The organism is Candidatus Glassbacteria bacterium (assembly GCA_019456185.1).
Lineage (GTDB): Bacteria > Gemmatimonadota > Glassbacteria > GWA2-58-10 > GWA2-58-10 > JAJRTS01.
The window spans coordinates 1-18,052 of record VRUH01000049.1 but is presented as its reverse complement, the minus strand read 5'-3'; the positions used below and the strand labels follow the sequence as shown (position 1 = coordinate 18,052).

16 protein-coding genes, 1 tRNA gene and 1 pseudogene are annotated in these 18,052 nt (G+C 53.0%); 7 read left to right on the top strand and 11 right to left on the bottom strand.

From position 1 onward, the window contains the following. The 6 genes from FVQ81_14585 to FVQ81_14560 all read left to right on the top strand — a co-directional run bounded on the left by FVQ81_14585 (position 1) and on the right by FVQ81_14560 (position 8,394). Positions 1-447, top strand: coding sequence for an NTP transferase domain-containing protein (locus tag FVQ81_14585; protein MBW7997767.1), 447 nt, complete (start codon positions 1-3; stop codon positions 445-447). Further along, positions 149-964, top strand: coding sequence for an NDP-sugar synthase (locus tag FVQ81_14580; GenBank protein ID MBW7997766.1), 816 nt, complete (start codon positions 149-151; stop codon positions 962-964). Before FVQ81_14585 ends, FVQ81_14580 begins: the two co-directional genes overlap by 299 nt. Positions 965-1,157: 193 nt before the next feature. Then, positions 1,158-1,868: a hypothetical protein gene (locus tag FVQ81_14575; protein ID MBW7997765.1), complete on the top strand. Its 711-nt coding sequence runs from the start codon at positions 1,158-1,160 to the stop codon at positions 1,866-1,868. A 241-nt stretch (positions 1,869-2,109) separates the two neighbouring features. Continuing rightward, positions 2,110-6,762 carry a glutamate synthase large subunit gene (gene gltB, locus FVQ81_14570; GenBank protein MBW7997764.1) on the top strand — a complete coding sequence of 1,551 codons (4,653 nt, stop codon included), beginning with the start codon at positions 2,110-2,112 and terminating at the stop codon, positions 6,760-6,762. Next, positions 6,755-8,185 carry a glutamate synthase subunit beta gene (locus FVQ81_14565; protein MBW7997763.1) on the top strand — a complete coding sequence of 477 codons (1,431 nt, stop codon included), beginning with the start codon at positions 6,755-6,757 and terminating at the stop codon, positions 8,183-8,185. The genes gltB and FVQ81_14565 overlap by 8 nt, the downstream gene beginning before the upstream one ends. 132 nt (positions 8,186-8,317) lie before the next feature. Next, positions 8,318-8,394 (top strand) — tRNA-Asp (locus FVQ81_14560). Between the two features lie 474 nt (positions 8,395-8,868). On the opposite strand, the gene FVQ81_14555 is transcribed toward FVQ81_14560, so the two are convergent. From FVQ81_14555 to FVQ81_14525, 7 genes are all read right to left on the bottom strand, one after another. Further along, complete coding sequence (locus FVQ81_14555) at positions 8,869-9,198, bottom strand: response regulator (protein MBW7997762.1); 330 nt, start codon at positions 9,196-9,198, stop codon at positions 8,869-8,871. A 51-nt stretch (positions 9,199-9,249) separates the two neighbouring features. Next, positions 9,250-9,555: a response regulator gene (locus tag FVQ81_14550; GenBank protein MBW7997761.1), complete on the bottom strand. Its 306-nt coding sequence runs from the start codon at positions 9,553-9,555 to the stop codon at positions 9,250-9,252. A 65-nt stretch (positions 9,556-9,620) separates the two neighbouring features. Then, positions 9,621-10,328, bottom strand: coding sequence for a hypothetical protein (locus FVQ81_14545; GenBank protein MBW7997760.1), 708 nt, complete (start codon positions 10,326-10,328; stop codon positions 9,621-9,623). A gap of 39 nt (positions 10,329-10,367) precedes the next feature. Beyond that, positions 10,368-11,228, bottom strand: a complete 861-nt coding sequence (locus FVQ81_14540) for a hypothetical protein (GenBank protein ID MBW7997759.1) — start codon at positions 11,226-11,228, stop codon at positions 10,368-10,370. A gap of 107 nt (positions 11,229-11,335) precedes the next feature. Then, on the bottom strand, positions 11,336-12,343 hold the full coding sequence (locus FVQ81_14535) for a cation transporter (GenBank protein MBW7997758.1): 1,008 nt from the start codon (positions 12,341-12,343) through the stop codon (positions 11,336-11,338). Beyond that, entirely contained in the window at positions 12,330-12,521 is a 192-nt protein-coding gene (locus FVQ81_14530; protein MBW7997757.1) for a hypothetical protein, read from the bottom strand. Before FVQ81_14530 ends, FVQ81_14535 begins: the two co-directional genes overlap by 14 nt. 609 nt (positions 12,522-13,130) lie before the next feature. Next, entirely contained in the window at positions 13,131-13,334 is a 204-nt protein-coding gene (locus tag FVQ81_14525) for a hypothetical protein (protein ID MBW7997756.1), read from the bottom strand. A gap of 151 nt (positions 13,335-13,485) precedes the next feature. Here FVQ81_14525 and FVQ81_14520 point away from each other — a divergent pair, with 151 nt between their 5' ends. Next, complete coding sequence (locus FVQ81_14520) at positions 13,486-13,749, top strand: hypothetical protein (protein ID MBW7997755.1); 264 nt, start codon at positions 13,486-13,488, stop codon at positions 13,747-13,749. A gap of 118 nt (positions 13,750-13,867) precedes the next feature. Here FVQ81_14520 and FVQ81_14515 read toward each other — a convergent pair. The 4 genes and pseudogenes from FVQ81_14515 to FVQ81_14500 all read right to left on the bottom strand — a co-directional run bounded on the left by FVQ81_14515 (position 13,868) and on the right by FVQ81_14500 (position 18,016). After that, positions 13,868-14,044 (bottom strand): annotated as a pseudogene (locus FVQ81_14515) (zinc ribbon domain-containing protein). 406 nt (positions 14,045-14,450) lie between these two features. Next, the gene (locus FVQ81_14510; protein ID MBW7997754.1) at positions 14,451-15,773 is read right to left on the bottom strand and encodes a PAS domain-containing protein; all 1,323 of its coding nucleotides are present in this window, start codon (positions 15,771-15,773) and stop codon (positions 14,451-14,453) included. 363 nt (positions 15,774-16,136) lie between these two features. Beyond that, positions 16,137-17,420, bottom strand: coding sequence for a hypothetical protein (locus tag FVQ81_14505; protein ID MBW7997753.1), 1,284 nt, complete (start codon positions 17,418-17,420; stop codon positions 16,137-16,139). Beyond that, positions 17,417-18,016, bottom strand: a complete 600-nt coding sequence (locus tag FVQ81_14500; GenBank protein ID MBW7997752.1) for a hypothetical protein — start codon at positions 18,014-18,016, stop codon at positions 17,417-17,419. The genes FVQ81_14505 and FVQ81_14500 overlap by 4 nt, the downstream gene beginning before the upstream one ends. Between the last annotated feature and the right edge of the window lie 36 nt (positions 18,017-18,052).

The following is an 18,052-nucleotide window of genomic DNA, read 5'->3' as shown; positions in this document are numbered from 1 at the left end:
ATGATTGCCATGGTCCTGGCGGCCGGATTCGGCGTCCGGTTGCGCCCTCTCACGCAGAGACGCTCCAAAGTCTCGCTCTCCCTGGCCGGAGTCCCTGTCATTGTACGTGTGGTCCGCCTGCTGAGGGCCGCCGGCGTGGAGAGGATAGTTGTCAACCTGCACCATGCTCCAGGTTCGGTACGTGATACTCTGGCCGAGCACGACGAGCATGTGGAATACAGTTTCGAGCCGGAAATCCTCGGAACCGGCGGAGCCTTGTGGGGCGCTCGTGAACGGCGACTGTTACTACGGGGACCCCGATCTGCGAGGCGCGCTGGAGTTCCACGAGCGCAATGGCTCGCTGGGGACGATGGTTCTGATCGACATGCCGCCGGGCGAGAGCTACCGTGGAGTGGAAATTGCCGGCGGGGGCCGACTGGTTCGGGTGGCAGGCAGTCCCGGGAGTAGCGCCGGCGGTTCGCGCACCCTGCATTTTACCGGCATCCATATTCTGGAACCGGAGTTCGTTGCGGGGATCGGCCCCGGGTTTTCGGATATCAACAGCCGGCACTACCCACGACTGATCGAAGCCGGATCACCGGTATTCGGTTACCACACCTCTTTCCGCTGGTTCGACCTGGGGACCCCGTTGTGGTTTCTCTCGGCGGCCGCTGAGTTGATACAGGAATCAGCCGCAGACGGCTCTCCAGGCCGGGCGTTAATAGCAGGTGCGGGTTGTGATCTGGACTCCTCATCAGTGCTTAACGGACCGCTTGAACTGGGAGCGGGGTGCCGGATCGGCGCTAACGCAGTCGTCGCGAATTCGGTACTGGGCAAGGGTGTTGCTGTCGGGCCGGACGCTCGTGTAACTGATTCGTTACTGGGCGACGGTTTCCGGGTGGAGGCGGGAAAGCGGCTGGACGGCGTAGTTGCCGCCGTTGTTGAGCAAAGACCGGTAATATCCAGTTGGAAAGAGCCGTCTTGAACCGGCCGGGGCTAACTTTATTCTAACTTGCGTCGAGCCGGGGTTTCCAACTACTATCTAGCGATGTCTTCAGGACATGGTTCGGAACAAAAGGAGATTATCCTTGTAATCATGGTATTGAAGATTTATTTTTTTCCTGGACCATAAAGACAAGATTACAAGCAGTTGTTCAATCATATTCAGGAGAGGGATGATGAGTCTAGTCAGGATCTGTTCATCCGTGGTTCTTGCTGTCGGACTGTTTGCCGCTTCGGCATTCGGCCAGAATAACGTTATCTGGGTCGAGGACGCCACCGGCGCGGCAGGCGGAAGCGCCACTATTACAGTCAAGCTTACCTCCGATACCGACGTTCACGCACTGAGCCTGGACCTGCTGTTCGACCAGAACTCGCTGCAAATAAAGCCGTTGAGCACAAACAGCGTGGTCGCCGGCGATGATGCCAGCGGACTGGATATCCCCGTACTCGACGATGACTTGATCAACACAGCCAACAGCTCCGGCAAGCTGGTGATTTACATGCTGCATCTCAATATCGATCCCGAAATCCCGCTGAACACGATCAGCGCCGGTGCGGATAAAGAGATTCTGGAAGTGAAATTTACAGTGGACTCCGACGCCGCCGTCGGCGATCTGACCCTGGACCTGGCCAATGTCTCGCTGGTCAACGTGGCGTCTGATGAGGACACTTTGGGAACGGAAATAGAAGTCACCGCCGAGGCCGGTACGCTGACGATCAGCCAGTTCCAGACCGGCGACGCTTCGGGTGACGGCAAGGTGGATATTTTCGACGTGCTGGCCGTGCTGGGGGCGCTCAGCGGTAACCCGACAGTCGGGCCGTCCGATGTGAACGGCGACGGCAAGACGGACATTTTCGACGTGCTGGCAATTCTGAAGTTGTTATAAATTATTTGCTTACTAATAATATCGTACGCTCTTCAACGGCGGGGAGAAGTTTCTCTCCGCCGTTTTTTGTATGGGCCGATGTTTTCTGTAATGCAGCAAACCTGGCGGATAAAGAAAATTCTTGCCAGACAGTATCGGAATGGATTAAGTTGAAATGCTTTGGCACACTATCATGGCCGGTCCGTTATGTTGGCCGTGTGCAGGTCCTGGAAGCAGGCTTCGGCCCGTAATTCTTCCTTCCATGTCAGTGTCCGCTTCGTCTTCCCGGCGTTCTTCGGCAGGCCTCAGGAATGACTCGGGTACAATCGTCTTCAGCAGATTTCTACCGGAGACTGGGCTGGTGAGTAAAATCGATCCGAGAACTCTTCCGGCGCATCGCACTCTCTACCGGCCGGAGACCGAGCACGATAACTGCGGAGTCGGTTTTGTCGCTCACGTGGATGGCGAGCCCAGTCATGAGATAATCCGCCAGGGTATCCAGATCCTGATCAATCTGACCCACAGGGGAGCGGTGGCCGATGATCCCGAGACAGGTGACGGGGCCGGGATCCTGATCCAGATTTGCGACGGTTTTTTCCGGAAGAAGTGCGCGGAGCTTGGGTTCGGCCTGCCTGAATTCGGGTCCTACGGAGTAGGTGTGGTTTTCCTGCCGGGTGATCAGGAACTGCGCGATTTCTGTATCTCCGAACTCGAACAGTCCGTGGCCGAGGCCGGGCAGAAATTTCTCGGTTGGCGGGATGTTCCGGTCAATCCGGATGCGCTGGGCAAGTCCGCTCGCAAAAGCATGCCGGATATCAGACACTTTTTCATCGGTTCCAGCGATAAAGATCAGGACGCGCTGGAACGGAAACTGCTGCTGGTCCGCAAGATTGCCGAGAACCGTGTCCGCGGGCGCGAGGATGCCCAATGCTGCGGTTTTCACATACCAAGCCTTTCATCCCGCACGATTATTTACAAGGGGCTGATGCTGGCCCACCAGGTGCCGCTCTTTTTCGACGACCTTAATGACCAGTCGCTGACCAGCGTTCTCGCCATGGTCCATCAGCGCTACAGCACGAACACTTTCCCCTCCTGGGAACTCGCCCAGCCGTTTCGCGTTCTGGCCCATAACGGTGAGATCAACACCCTGCGCGGCAATGTAAACTGGACCCGCGCCCGGGAAGCGACTATCGAGAGCGAGCTTTTCGGCGACGATCTCAAGAAACTGTTGCCGATTATCACGCCCGGCGGAAGCGACTCGATGGCCCTGGACAATATCGCCGAAATGCTGACCGCCTGCGGCCGCAGCCTGCCCCACGCCATGATGATGCTGATCCCGGAAGCCTGGGGCGCAAAGTACCAGATGAGCGAGGACCAGCGCGGGTTTTTCGAGTACCACAGTATACTGATGGAACCCTGGGACGGTCCGGCGGCAATCTCGTTCACCGATGGCCGGGTGATCGGCAGCTGCCTCGACCGCAACGGCCTTCGCCCGGCGCGCTACGTGGTCACCCACGACAATCTGTTCGTGCTGGCCAGCGAGGTGGGAGTGCTCGAGTTCCCGCCCGAAAAAATCCGCAGCAAGGGACGGGTGGGACCGGGCCAGATGGTGCTGATCGATACCGAAGAGAAACGCATAATTTACGATCCCGAGATCAAAGCGGTAATCAGCCGTCTCCAGCCCTACCGCCGCTGGGTCAACGAAAACCGGATCGAGCTGCGCGGGCTGTTCGACTGCGCCATGCCGGTCCGTCCGATACAGGAGACAATCGTCCAGCGTCAGATCGCGTTCGGTTATACGGACGAGGACCTGAGCGTGATCCTGGGCCCGATGGCCTCGAAAGGCAGCGAGCCGGTGGGCTCGATGGGCAATGATACGCCCCTGGCGGTGCTCAGCGACCGCCCCAAGCTGCTGTTCAATTATTTCAAGCAGCTTTTCGCCCAGGTGACCAACCCGGCAATCGATCCGATCCGCGAGCAGCTGGTGATGTCGCTGATGAGCTATATCGGCCGCGAGGCTAACCTGATCAAGGAAACTCCGCGCAACGCCGGTCTGCTCAAACTCAGCCGGCCGATCCTGACCAACGACGACCTGGATAAGCTCAAGCACGCCCAGCACGAGAATTTCCGCACACTCATCGTCCCGATCATCTTCAAGATCGCAGAGGGTATCGAGGGCGTACACAAGACGCTCGAGCGTTGTTTCAAGGAAGCTGAGCAGGCTGTTGAGGAAAGCTACTCCCTGATCGTGCTCAGCGACCGCGGGATCAACGAGGAAACGGCGGCGATTCCCAGCCTGCTGGCGGTCTCGGCGGTGCATCATCACCTTCTTCGCTGCGGGCTGCGCACCAGGATCGGCTTGGTGATTGAAACCGGGGAAGCCCGCGAGGTGGCACATTTCGCCCAGTTGCTGGGCTGCGGCGCCAGCGCGATTATCCCTTTCCTCGCCTTCGAGAGTGTCGCGGACATGGCGATCAACGGTTCGCTGGAGCAGGAGAGCAATATCCCGGACGCGATCGACAATTACATGAAAGCGGTGGAGAAAGGCCTGCTGAAGATTTTCTCCAAGATGGGGATTTCGACGGTCCGCAGTTATCGCGGGGCGCAGATTTTCGAGGCGGTTGGGCTGGATTCAGCTTTTATCGAGCGTTATTTCCCCGGTACTGTGTCCCGGATCGGCGGGATAGGGCTGGAGGTGGTGATCGAGGAAGTCCTCTGCCGTCACAAGCTGGCGTTCCCTGCGCGGAGTGACGGAGGCAGGCTGATGCTGCCGCGCTCGGGCGAGTACAGTTTCCGAAAGCGGGGCGAGTACCACGCCTGGAGCCCGGAAGCGATTTTTACTCTCCAGCAGGCAACCGCCAGGGGAGATTTCGAGCTTTTCCGCAAGTTTTCCTCGATTGCCAACGAGCGTACCGAGGTGCTCCAGTCCTTGCGCGGACTGCTCAGGTTCAAGGCGGGCGACAAGGTTCCGTTAAAGGAGGTGGAGCCGGCCGAGGAAATCATGAAGCGTTTTGTCAGCGGAGCGATGAGTTTCGGCTCGATCAGCCGCGAGGCGCATCAGACCCTGGCGATCGCCATGAACCGGATCGGCGGAATGAGCAACAGCGGCGAGGGCGGCGAGGACGAGGCCCGGTTCGAGACCCTGCCCAACGGCGACAGCATGAACAGTGCGATCAAGCAGGTGGCCAGCGGCCGGTTCGGAGTAACCACCAACTACCTGGTGAACGCCAAGGATTTGCAGATCAAGGTCGCCCAGGGATCCAAACCCGGTGAGGGCGGACAGTTGCCGGGCCATAAGGTCAGCAGGGAGATCGCCCGGGTCCGTCATTCCGTGCCCGGAGTAACGCTGATCTCGCCGCCGCCGCACCACGATATCTATTCAATCGAGGATCTGGCGCAGCTAATCTTCGACCTCAAGAATGTCAATCCGCAGGCCAGGGTGAGTGTCAAGCTGGTATCCGAGATCGGTGTCGGCACCGTGGCTGCGGGCGTGGCCAAGGCTCGCAGCGACGTGGTCGTGATTGCCGGCGATGCGGGCGGGACCGGCGCAAGCCCCTTGAGTTCGATCAAGCATGCCGGCCTACCCTGGGAGATCGGCCTGGCCGAAACCCAGCAGGTGCTGGTGATGAACAACCTTCGCAGTAAAGTCAGGCTCCAGGTCGACGGGCAGATGAAAACCGGGCGTGATGTGGTGATTGCCGCCATGCTGGGAGCCGAGGAATTCGGGTTCGCCACCTCGGCGCTGATCGTGATGGGCTGCGTGATGATGCGCAAGTGCCACCTGAATACCTGCCCGGCGGGAGTCGCAACCCAGGACAAGAAACTTCGTAAACGCTTTCTCGGCAAGGCGGACCACGTGGTCAATTTCTTCCGCTTTATCGCAGAGGAAGTCCGCGGGATAATGAGCGATCTCGGATTCCGCAAGTTCGAGGACCTGGTTGGCAGGGTCGATCTGCTCGAGGTTGAGCAGGCGCTGGGTCACTGGAAAGCCCGGGGAGTAAATTTAAGCAGTCTGCTGGCTCCGCCTCCTGTGCCCGCCGGCGGAACATTGAGGAGCATGGCCCGTCAGCCTGACGTGACCGAGGGAGCGCTGGACCACGAACTGATCGCCGAGGCGAAACAGGCGCTGGAAGAGAAGAAAAAAGTGAGGATCGAGCGGCAGATCCGCAATGTGAACCGTTCCGTGGGCACTCTGCTCAGTGGCAAGGTGGCGCGTACGTTCGCCGCGCGCGGGCTGCCGCAGGACACCATTGATATCAGGCTTATCGGATCGGCGGGTCAGAGTTTCGGCGCGTTCCTGGCCAACGGCATCAGCCTCCGCCTTCACGGCGACGCCAACGACTATGTGGGCAAGGGTATGAGCGGCGGCCGGATCGTGATCAGCCCTCCGGAAAGCTCGTCGTTCAAACCGGAAGATAATATTATTGTCGGAAATGTTGTACTCTACGGAGCCACTGGGGGACAGGCTTATTTCAACGGCTGCGCCGGTGAGCGGTTCGCCATCCGTAACAGCGGCGCATACGCGGTGGTGGAGGGAGTGGGCGATCATGGCTGCGAATACATGACCGGCGGCGTGGTGGTAGTGTTGGGTCCCACGGGTCTCAATTTCGCGGCCGGCATGAGCGGCGGGATCACGTTCGTATACGACGAGCAGCGGTTGTTCGATCAGCGCTGTAACCTTGACATGGTGGATCTCGAATCCGTGAGCGACGAGAAGGATATCGCGATGCTGAAGCGGATGATCGAGCAGCACATCAAGTTCACGGGCAGTCCGCTGGCGAAGCATATCATGGACAACTGGCGCGACAAGATTAATCAGTTTGTCAAGGTGATGCCGATGGAATACCGTCGTGCGCTGGGGCAGATGATCAAGGAAGACGAGGAAACGAAACGGGTGGAGGTCTGGAATGGGTAAGCCTACCGGGTTTATCGAATACAAGCGGGAGGGACCCGCGGCTCGTCCGGTTGCAGAGAGGATTAAGGATTACGAGGAAGTTTATCCGCTTCTGCCCGAAGAGGCTCTTCGCACCCAGGGCGCTCGCTGCATGGATTGCGGGATTCCGTTCTGCCAGGGCATGGGCTGTCCGGTGGAGAATGTCATTCCTGAATTCAACGACCTGATTTACCGCGACCGCTGGCGGGATGCGCTGGATGTGCTGCACAGTACGAACAATTTCCCGGAGTTCACCGGACGGGCCTGCCCGGCGCCATGCGAACCGGCCTGCGTGGTGGCGATCCACGACGAGCCTGTCTCGATCAAGCAGATCGAGCTGCAGATTATCGAAAAGGGATTCGAGCAGGGATGGGTCGAGCCGCAGCCGCCAAAGCAGGAGACCGGCAGGCGGGTGGCCGTGGTGGGCAGCGGACCGGCCGGTCTGGCCTGCGCCCAGCAGTTGCGCCGCGTGGGACACACGGTCGTTCTCTACGAAAAACAGGACCGCCTGGGCGGACTGCTGCGTTATGGGATCCCCGATTTCAAACTCGACAAGGGCGTAATTGAGCGCAGATTGCGCCAGCTCAAGGCAGAGGGAATCGATTTCCGGACCAATGTCCATGTGGGGCCGGATGTTTCCGTCCGCTATCTGGTGCGCCAGTACGATGCTGTTTGTCTGGCAGCCGGTGCCATGCAGCCGCGGGACTTACCGGTTGCCGGCCGTGATCTTGATGGGGTTCATTTCGCGATGGATTTCCTGGAGCAGCAGAATCGGCGAGCGGCTGGCGAGGCGATTGCGCCGGAACAGGAGATTCTTGCCACAGGCAAGCGAGTCCTTGTAATCGGCGGTGGAGATACGGGTGCGGACTGCGTGGGTACCTGCAACCGTCAGGGCGCGGCGGAAATAATCCAGCTAGAAATCCTGGCCCGGCCGCCGGAATCGAAAAATGAGGCAACCCCCTGGCCCACCTGGCCCAATATCCTGCGCACCAGCTCCTCGCATGACGAGGGCTGCACGCGTTACTGGTCTCGGATGACCACAAGCCTCGAGGGTCAGGACGGGCGAGTTGCAAAGCTCCACGGCGTCGAGGTCGAGTTGGATCCAGACAAGGAAAAATTCATGGGAAAAAAGGGTACGGAATTTACCATGGATGCAGATTTGGTCCTGCTGGCCATGGGTTTTGTCCATCCCGTACAGGAAGGAATGCTGGACGAGTTGGGTTTGGTACTGGATCGGCGCGGTAACGTGATGGTGGATAAAAATTATCTGAGCAGTGAGGAAAAAGTTTTCAGTGCTGGAGACATGGTCCGAGGAGCCTCGTTGGTGGTCCATGCAATTTTTCAGGGGCGGCAGGCTGCACGGGGTATCGATAACTTCCTGATGGGTGAAACAAATCTGTGGTGAATCAGTTAATCACTTGGCAGGTATAAGGTGCGCCGGAATTTATCGTTGGCGTTATCGGGCTGTAAAATGAGATATTAGTTGACATTTAGTAGCTTAATGTTAGATTAACAATCCTCAGATTCGAGAATATGCGGGGTCGTAGTTCAGATGGTTAGAACGCCGGCCTGTCAAGCCGGAGGTCGCGAGTTCAAATCTCGTCGACCCCGCCATTGTAATAAAAGGGTTTGAGAGATATCTCAGACCCTTTTCTCTTTTCGTAATCTTTCCGCCCCCAACACTATCCCCAACATTTTTCTCAGATTTCAGAGGAAATACAGGTAACTCTGTGCAAATATCACATTGATTCCTATTGTTGAGGAGTTGAAAGATCAGTTGCAATTACTGAGTTCTACACCTAATATTCAACACCAACTATCCAACATGTTCTGACGACATGCAATGTCGGGTGGAATTTTTAGCGGAAGTGAAGAAATAAGAAGTAAGATAATATAAGAATAATGGCAGTTCCTGTTAGTAGTAAAAAATCACCATTTGATTCGTTCGTGAAGATGCTCCGGCCTTAAAACCGGGGTTCGCGTTTTCAAGTTTACCCTTTGATTTAATTTAGGGAGGGTTAGTCGCTTTGACCGACTTTTTGGAATTGACCCGCTAAAATGGGCACCCAGTTAAGCACTTTTTCCTGATCAACCGTTCGTTTCATTCAGCACACTCTGCAGCACTTCCCGCAACTTCTCTATCCGGTACGGCTTCGGTACAACACCTCTGAAACCGTGTTTCTCCGGCTCAGACATCACCGGATCATTTGAATAGCCGCTGGCTACTATAGCCCTCACATCCGGGTCTATCTCACGTAATTTCTCGATCGTCTCCCTGCCCCCCATACCGCCGGGAATCGTCAGGTCCAGAATCACAACATCAAACGGCTGGCCGGAGTCTTTTGCCTGCTCGTACATCTCGATGGCCTGAGTACCATTTTTGGCGTATTCCGCCTCATGCCCTAGCTGTTCAAGCATCCTGGTATTGCCCCGCTAAGATGGCCCTTAACTCAAGCCCTTTTTTCCAAATCAACCTTTCTTCTCCTGCATCACTCCTTGCAGTACTTCCCGCAACTGATCGATCTGATACGGCTTCGAAACTCTGCCGAAAAACCCATATTCCTCAAACTTGGCTAACTCCGGATCGTTGGAACAGCCGCTGGATGCTATCGTTTTTATCTTAGGGTCTATCTTCAGCAGCTTCTTGATTGTCTCCTGGCCTCCCATTCCGCCCGGGATTGTCAAGTCCAGGATCACAGCATCAAACGGCTGCCCACTGTCCATTGACTGTTTGTATAGCTTGACGGCCTGAGTACCATTGTTGACACATTCCACCTCATGTTCTTATATCAAGTAGAAAAAGCTCTCCGATGATCATCTTTTTAAGATTTTCAATCGGTTTAGTGACTATTTATTTTCTTAATAAACCTATTCAGCAATCGCCGTTGATGTCTATTCAAGAGAACCTTAGGTCGAGCTTTCTTCATCAGTGCCACTGCTTCTTCTGTATTCCCTGCAACTCCCCTTGCTAACAGGACCGCGCCAACAACTGTTGCTGATCTTCCATGGCCCTGCGCACAATGAACATATACCCCTCCCCGGCAAGCAGTTATTGAATTAACCGATTTCTGCAAAAGTTTGAGATCCATTGCAGAATTGTCCAATGTTGGGCAACTCAAATACTCGGCCACTGATTCAACGTTTATTGGCGCGGGAAACTCTGCCGCCAGATCGACAATCATGATTATATCATCGGGCAATTCGTTAGCAAATGCCCGGCGTCCAAGATACAAATTGGGAATTATTTTATTCCAGCACTCTTCGTTTGCCAGAAATTTGCTGATACGCCATTTCATCCAGATCAACAGCAAAAATGGCAACATTACAAGCACTCGCCATTTATCTAATTTCCCATCAGGTTTTTTACCGAAGACCCGGGGACCGAACCAGATATAGCTCATTCCTGCAATCATGAAACTGACCGCACTCCAGATCAAGAGCCATTTTATTCCATTCATACTGAAAGACAGGTATAACTGGAGTAAGCCGATAAGTGACAATACAATAGCGTTCCGCACAGAAAAACTCCAATTTCGAATAACACTCATATGTCAAGTTAAGGCTTATCCAGGCACTTGAGAAAATACTTAGAACCTTCTATAACGACGGCAATCAACATATTTATAAAACTCACCAATATTATCTAGTAATTCCATTGCATACTTGCCACCCTGATTATAAGCGAACAGCCCCTTTTTTGCTTTTCCCTCAATTAAAAGAAAGAGTTTTTCTTCTTTGGACAGTATATCTGTATTCAGAAAACCATTTGTTTTTAACATTTCATCCAAATTTTCATCTATGTTAAATCCTGCTGCCGGTCTTATTTTCATGTACAGATGAGATTCGGTAACCCTGATTTTTTCACCATCGGCAAGTTCAAAGGCAGTCCTGCCGATTTCCTGCATCAGATTGTAATCGAAGATCTCAACATTCACAGCTCCCTGTCCTCTTTCAATTATCTGTTCCTTGATTTTCTCAACTGGCAAATCTATAAATATTATCAAATCGAACACATCCAGATCTTGAGTCCTGAAAAGCCGATGGTGTTCATAAATAGACCTATTTCTGTTTAACTGGCAGGGCTCGTTGGTCAACTCGTAATCAAGGGAAATCCACTCCATCTTCAATCGATCTGACAGGGCATTGGCGAGTGTGCTTTTCCCTGAGCCGGGAAGCCCGTCTATCCCTACCCTACCAGGCCTGATATTTTTTTCTTTAATATAACCAGCTATCCAATCAGCATTTATTTCTACCTCTCTGACTTCTCTTGTGCTGTATTTACCAAGTTTTTTCGGATGGAATATATGTTTTATATAGGCGATGACCGCTGGTTTTTTAACAAAAGAGATGCCGGTTTTTATTATCGATGTACCAACCGCCGAAGCGCCTTCTGCAATCTGCGGATTTTTTTGGAATATCTTTAATACATTTTTCATAAGCCCGCTCATTTTATAGCTCCTTGCAGGTCATTGGCGAACTCTCTGGCAGAAAAGCGATAATGAATCTTTGCGATAAAGACCTCACGTCGGGACTTCCAACTCTGGAGATTCCATTTTTACCGATAACAGGCGGGATCTTTCATTCTTCTTCTCCTCCGGTACCCGCTTGATTTACATCCTTTAGCCTTAATAACTTCCGAGATTATTCCGGATGCATAATTTGTTGCTTTGCCGAAGAACCCTTTTTTCCGTTCATTCAAAGAAACATCGCCTTCCGTCAAATCTGTCACGGTCGGTTCATAGTGAATTCTTATCATCTCAACGTTGTTCAACGCGCTCTTGACAGCGCGTTCAATCCTTTCGGTTGCTTTATGAGCTTCGCTGAAACTGGTCGAATCGATAACTATGTTCGCTTCGATAAAAACATAATTTCCCGAGTTCCTTCCTCTTAACTCTTTGACTTGTTTTACCAAAGACTCCGCCATGATAATTTTTCTGATTTTAGCGATCTCTTTCTCGTCCAGAGAACCGTCGAGCAGGACTTTCACCGTATTGACTATTAGTTCCAGGCTCGTTTTCAGAATAAAGAAGACTATTACCAGCGCTGCTATTTTATCGATCCTGAAACCGATAAATTCCCCCACAAATCCTGTCATCACCGCCCCCACCGAAAACATGTCTATCCTGATATGTTTTCCATCGGCCATCAGGCTGGGAGAACCGATCTTTTCGGCGGCCTTCAACTCATATCTGGAGAATGCGTAAGTTATGATAAAAACAATTACATAAAGACCAAAGACCAGGTAAATATTCCTGATTGGATTATATTCTCCAGAGATGATCTCCAGAACGATTTCATAGCCGGCATACAAAATGAATCCCGCGACCAGGACCGAAACGAGGTTTTCGACTTTATACAGCCCGTAAGGGAACCGTTCAGACTTCTGCTTGGAGATTTTCAAGCCGATAAATACGATAACAGACGCCAGCAGATCTATCGAAGAATGAATAGCTTCCGCCATGGCGGATATGCTTCCAGATAAAAATGCCGCCCCACCCTTGAGGATAAAAAGGGTTGTATTCACCAGGATTGAATATAAGGACACTTGCTCATTCTGTTTCATTCTGATCACCGATTTCCTCTTGGCCGGAAACTTGAGATTCAGTGCTAACCTCGAACCGTTTTTTTCCGGGATTCGACTTTGAAAAAACCTTGGATAACTTCTTAACTATCAGGGGAACCAGAACCGTCCCAATAATCGAGCCGCCGATACCAATAATTTTGTTAACCGTGCTTGCCATTCTCTGCTCCTTTTCTCTGCTCGCCGTTCGACCGGAATGCGTGTTGGAAAGTTAACAAGCATTCAATTCGCGGCTGTCAAGTTTCCAAAGCGGAACTTTATATATCTTTAGTGATTAGTGACTTACAAGTAATTCCAAGCCAGGGGCGTTGAAAAAACCTTTCAACGCCCTCCAGCTTTATGACAGCCTCCTTTGAGCTCATCGATAAGAGGATTTATCCTGCTTGGGTCTCGGCTGCCGCTCCTTCTGCCGCCGTATCTGTTGCTGCTGTCTTCGCCTCCCGGCCGGACCTTTGCATCGAGCCTTCACCGGCACCGTAACGTCCTCTTCTCCTGCCACCCTGGCCGCCTCCCCCGAAGCATCTGCCTCTGCCGCGCCGGCCAGTATCTCTGCCTTTTTCGACACAACCGCCGTCGAGCCTGACAACTTGCGTCCCGCAGCTTGGACAATGCATTTGGTTACCTCTTTGGCCTGTTCCATGCGCGACTTCAAATTCGATCCCACAGGCAGCACATTTAAATCTCCTCTGTCCGTTCATCCTTTAACCCCCTTGTTCCTGGTTGACAGCTTTACCTCGACAAGTTCAGCCTCATGATCGGCTTAGAGCCTTTAATACCCTTTTCCAGCTCCTTTACCGCCCCCACCCTTGCTTTTGCTTGTAGCCGCTTCAGCAACTTGAATCAGCTTGTCAGTTGCCGTAGCATTTGTCTCCTTGCTGGCCAATACGCTTTTTACACTACTGCCCAAAAGCTCCACAGCGAGCATTTTGACTATTGGAGCTAGTAATCCGAACATTTTACCTGCCTCCTTCATGTTTGGCGGTATCCTGCGCCTCGCTTTTATGATGGGCAGCCTCGTATCCCGAGCAATGCATTTGATCCCCTCTTTTATTGGCTCCAAAAGGAACTTCAAATTCCTGACCGAAGAAAGTACTACTTCGGGATTAAAGCATTAATGATTCGCTTTGATTCCTAATCGTTCTTTTGCCGGGCTTTCAATTTTACCGGCCCCCGGAGCTTTTGCCGCCACCGTCCTGGCCCATGCCTCCCCCTCCAGTGCCTCGGCCCATGCCGCCGCCTTTGCCGCCGCCCCGGCCTTTGCTTCCATCCGCACCAATAACTCGATTCAATATTTCAGTTGCCGAACTATTCGACTCCTTGCCGGAAGGAGAACTCTTTGCACCGCTGCTCATTATCTCTCCGACAATAGTTTTTACTATCTGGCCTAATATTTTGTACATTTTACTCACCTCCTTCGGTTTTACCGGATTCCCGGCCCTCTTCCTTTTGGAGATCGGCTCCATTCTGCGGGCCTTTGACTGCTGCGCATTGTCCCCTGCCTCTGCCGCCCTGGCCGCCGCCCCTTTCAAATCCCCGGCCTTTGCCGCCGCAACCGCCCTCCAGCCGGTAAACCTGAGCACCGCAGCTCGGGCAATGCATTTGGTCGCCTCTGTGGCCTGTTCCATGCGCGACTTCAAATTCGATTCCACAAGCGGTACACTTGAATTTCCTCTGTCCTTTCATTTTCTTCATCTCCTTTCGCAGTTTAGAGATTATTTGTGGCAACAGTTCATCTTGGGGGTTTCTTGCCAACCCCTTTTTAGCTTCTTTCAGGGCCTTCGAGTACAGGCCGTGCAGCATGAAGAAATTTGTCAGCATTCTGTTTATTTCAATCACCTCCTGCTTTGGTAATGGCAATTGATATGCCAAAATGCATACTCCCCCCCGCTGGTGCCTGTGGGCAGTGTTATAAGTCAATGAATTATAAGGCATTACAGATAGAACCAAATGAGGCGGATTGAGGATGCATCTTAACTTGGAGGAGTATTTCTGCCGGCGGCGTTTCCGTTATATGAAACACCGATAGGGGTGGATATTTTATAACTCTAACAAATACAAACAGTTATTGCTGTTCCAGCATGATGAAACCTTATGTTTCATACGAGACATTGTACTTTTTCATTTTTCTCCAGAGAGTCGTTCGGCTCATATTCAAATGTTTTGCAGCTCTATTTTTATTCCATTTTGATGTTTCCAGGGCCTTTAATATTCTCGCTCTTTCACTCTCTTCGCGGGAATCTTCCGTTTGGGGGATCACCGCTCGCCGGAAATCGACAGGCAGCATTTCCGGTTTTATTATTTTTCCTCTGCACCTGTTGAAGGCATATTCTACAGCATTTTCCAGTTCCCGAATATTTCCGGGATAATTATACGTTTCCAGCAGATCCAGCGCGCTGCCGGAAGTCCCTGTGATGGTTTTGTTCATTATCATGTTGTATTTTGAGATAAAATGCTCGATAAGCAGCGGAATATCTTCCTTTCTTTTTGTCAGGGGGGGCAGCTTTATCGGAATGATATTCAATCGGTAATACAGGTCATCGCGGAAATTACCTTTTTCGACTTCCTGCTTCAGGTCTTTGTTGGTTGCTGCAATCACTCTCAGGTCTACCTGGATGGCCCTTGTCCCGCCGACCCTTTCGAACTGCCTTTCCTGCAATACTCTGAGAAACTTCACTTGTGTATTGGGAGACGCCTCTCCGATTTCATCGAGAAAAATTGTGCCTTTGTCAGCCAACTCGAACCTTCCGGGCTTGTCTTTTACAGCCCCCGTGAAAGCACCTCTGACATGGCCGAACAACTCGCTTTCCAGCAGGCTTTCGCTGAAAGCCGAACAGTTGATTTTTACAAAGGGATTCTTCTTTCTCCTTGAGTGGTAGTGGATCGCGTTGGCAATGAGCTCTTTGCCTGTACCGCTTTTACCTTCGATCAGGACCGTGGAGTCGGAATCAGTTATATCATCTATCAGTTGATAGATTTCCTGCATCCGCTTGCTTTTGCCGATAATATTCCTGAATTCGTACCTTCCGGTGAGTTCCTCGGTCAAAGTCTTGATCTGAGATATGTCGCGAAAAGTCTCCACTCCGCCGATAGGGGTGCCCTGTTCATCGTACAGCACCGCGGCGTTGACCCTTACGTCCAATACCGTCTCGTCCTTGCGCAAAATCTGAAGCTCACGGTCGAGCACTTTCCGGCCTGTCCTCAAAGCCTGGGCCAGCGGACAAACCACCTGGCAGAGGTTGCTGCGGAAGATGTTCTTGCAAGGTGAACCAATTACCTCGTCGCTGGAAAAGCCGGTGATAATTGTAGCGGCACGGTTGAAAGAGGTTATTACCCACTGGTCATCAACGGTGAAGACGCCCTCGGCAATGCTACCCAGTATTACCTCTGTTGCACTATTTTGCTTGACTGCCATTGTTTGTAAGCCCTCCTGAAACCATGACCACCAAATAAGTTACATGCTTGCAGGACATAGTCAAGCCGGAAGGCGCGGAGCGAGGGATGACCACCTGATTTCAAATGCAGTTTTCAGGAGTACATGCCGAAGATTAGATGATGGTAGATTGTGAACCGCACTTATGAGGTTGGTTGATAAGTCGAGCCGGTCTTGGAGCAGCTCGGTGAGGTTTTATAGTAAAGAAATTCCTGGAAATTGACTATCCCCGCAGCAAGCTACGGGGCATTAAGCCAATTTCCCGGCACTTCGTGCCACCGGAATTTCTAACTGTAAAACAACAAAAGCGGTAACCCCGGAGCAAGCTCAGGGGAATTCTATCGATTAAAAATTCTTTTCGATTCCCATGCTGAACCAGGCGCTGTCGTAGTCGTAATAGGCGTCGTTGGAGTTGTTAGCCCCCACACCGGCTTGCAGCGAGAGTTGGAAATTTTCAAGCATGGAGAATGTGCCGAGACTTAAGCGGCGGGTAAACAGCACGCTGAAAACCAGCGCCTTGTCCAGCCGGGATTCGGCGGATGGCAGGGCGTTACCTTCCTCGTCGAGCGCAGGTCTGCCGCTGTAGCGACGGGTGCGTGCGGTGAGAAGCATGGTGAGCATGCTTTCGCCGGGCAGCATCTGCTTAAGCTGCACTTTGCCCTCGTGTCCCACATAGCTGTAATGGTCGTCGAACAGTTCCTCGTTGTTCAACACACTCTCGCCGATATTGGCCAGAAAGCGGTTGCGATTGCTGGGATTGGCACGGCCGTAGTAGCCCAGCATCAGCCCGGTGCCCTCGGCCAGGTTCTGCGCCACCGACAATCCGAGTACGAACTGGCTGGTGCTGGGGAACTTCTCCGAACCGTAGCGGTAGACATAGAATCCCTCGGGATTGGCGGCAACCTGCTGATCCAGGAAATCCTGCATCCGGGAACTCATGAGTCCGCCGCGTCCGCGTCCCATGCCTTGGCCCGGCAGCCCCTGCAGGTTATCGAGCACGTCATCGGGCGAGATATAGTTGGAGTCCAGCACTGCCACGGCCTGAGTGTAGTCCTTGTAAGAATAAGTAGCCGAGACGCTGAGAGTGGTTCTACTGGGCAGGCTGTAATTGAGCCGCAGCGAGCCGACCTGTTCCGCGTAGTTGAACTCGGGGAACTCCTTGAAACTGCGTCCGTTCAGGTTGTATCGGGCGTACATCAACAGGTTGTCGGCCAGGTAGCGTTTGAGGTTCAGGTAAACTCCACCCGAGGAGTAATTATAGTAGGAATAGTCCTCGGGGTTGATCCTGCCCTCGAACCGGGTGCCGGCGGAAAGCAACATCTTGCTTTCCGGCCAGATATGGTTGTAGTCCGCTCCAATAGCGTGGACCGAGAAGTCCCGGTGACCCAGTTCGTTGAACAGGTAGAAATCCCCGTCGTAAGCGAAATACAGATTGTCGTTGTCGGTCAGAGTCGCGCTATACCCGAGCGCGACGTAGGGCATGAATATTACATCACCCTGGCCCGAGTAGTTGCGGAAGATATTATCATCGATCAGCATGCCGGATCCGACCTTGACCTGGGTCTGGGCCAGTGCGGGAACGGCGTGGGCGGCTATGGCGAACAACAGCCAAGCTGTCAACTTCCTCATTTAGGTCCTCCGATGGGCCCGCCTCGGCGGAGCCGCTGGTGTGGTTGTCTCCTGTCGTCTATCCCGTCCCCGTTCCGGTCTATAAAACGGTCCATCGGCAGGCGCATTCCCTGACCACGCATTCGCATCTGGCGCATATCAGGCAGGCCGTCCATGTTCTCGTCGATGAAATTCCTCATCATGAATTCCCGTTCCTCGTTGATCCAGCCGAACTTGTAACCGCGCAGGCTCTTCCTGCTGAACTGGAGGCCGGTTATATCGTTGACCCCGTCGCCGTCGGTATCCACGATATTGTCGCAGACTCCGTCGGTATCCGTATCCACCCACTTGATATCTAAATCGTTGACCCCGTCCCCGTCGGCATCGGCAAACAGGTCGTTGATCTTGTCCCCGTTTCTGTCGATAAACAGGAACTTGTGGAAATAAGGCCTGCCGGTGACGTCGTTGATCCCGTCGCCGTTGAAATCGGCGAACCGGTCGTTGACTCCGTCACGGTTCTTATCCAAAAAACCGAATGTCTCGGCCTTGAGCTCCTCTCCCAGTTCGGCGGCCATTCTGGCGCCGGGGCTGGGGATGGGTTTTGCCTCAGCGGTCAAAGGCTCGCTCCGATCCATTTTCCTGCTGCCCTCGGC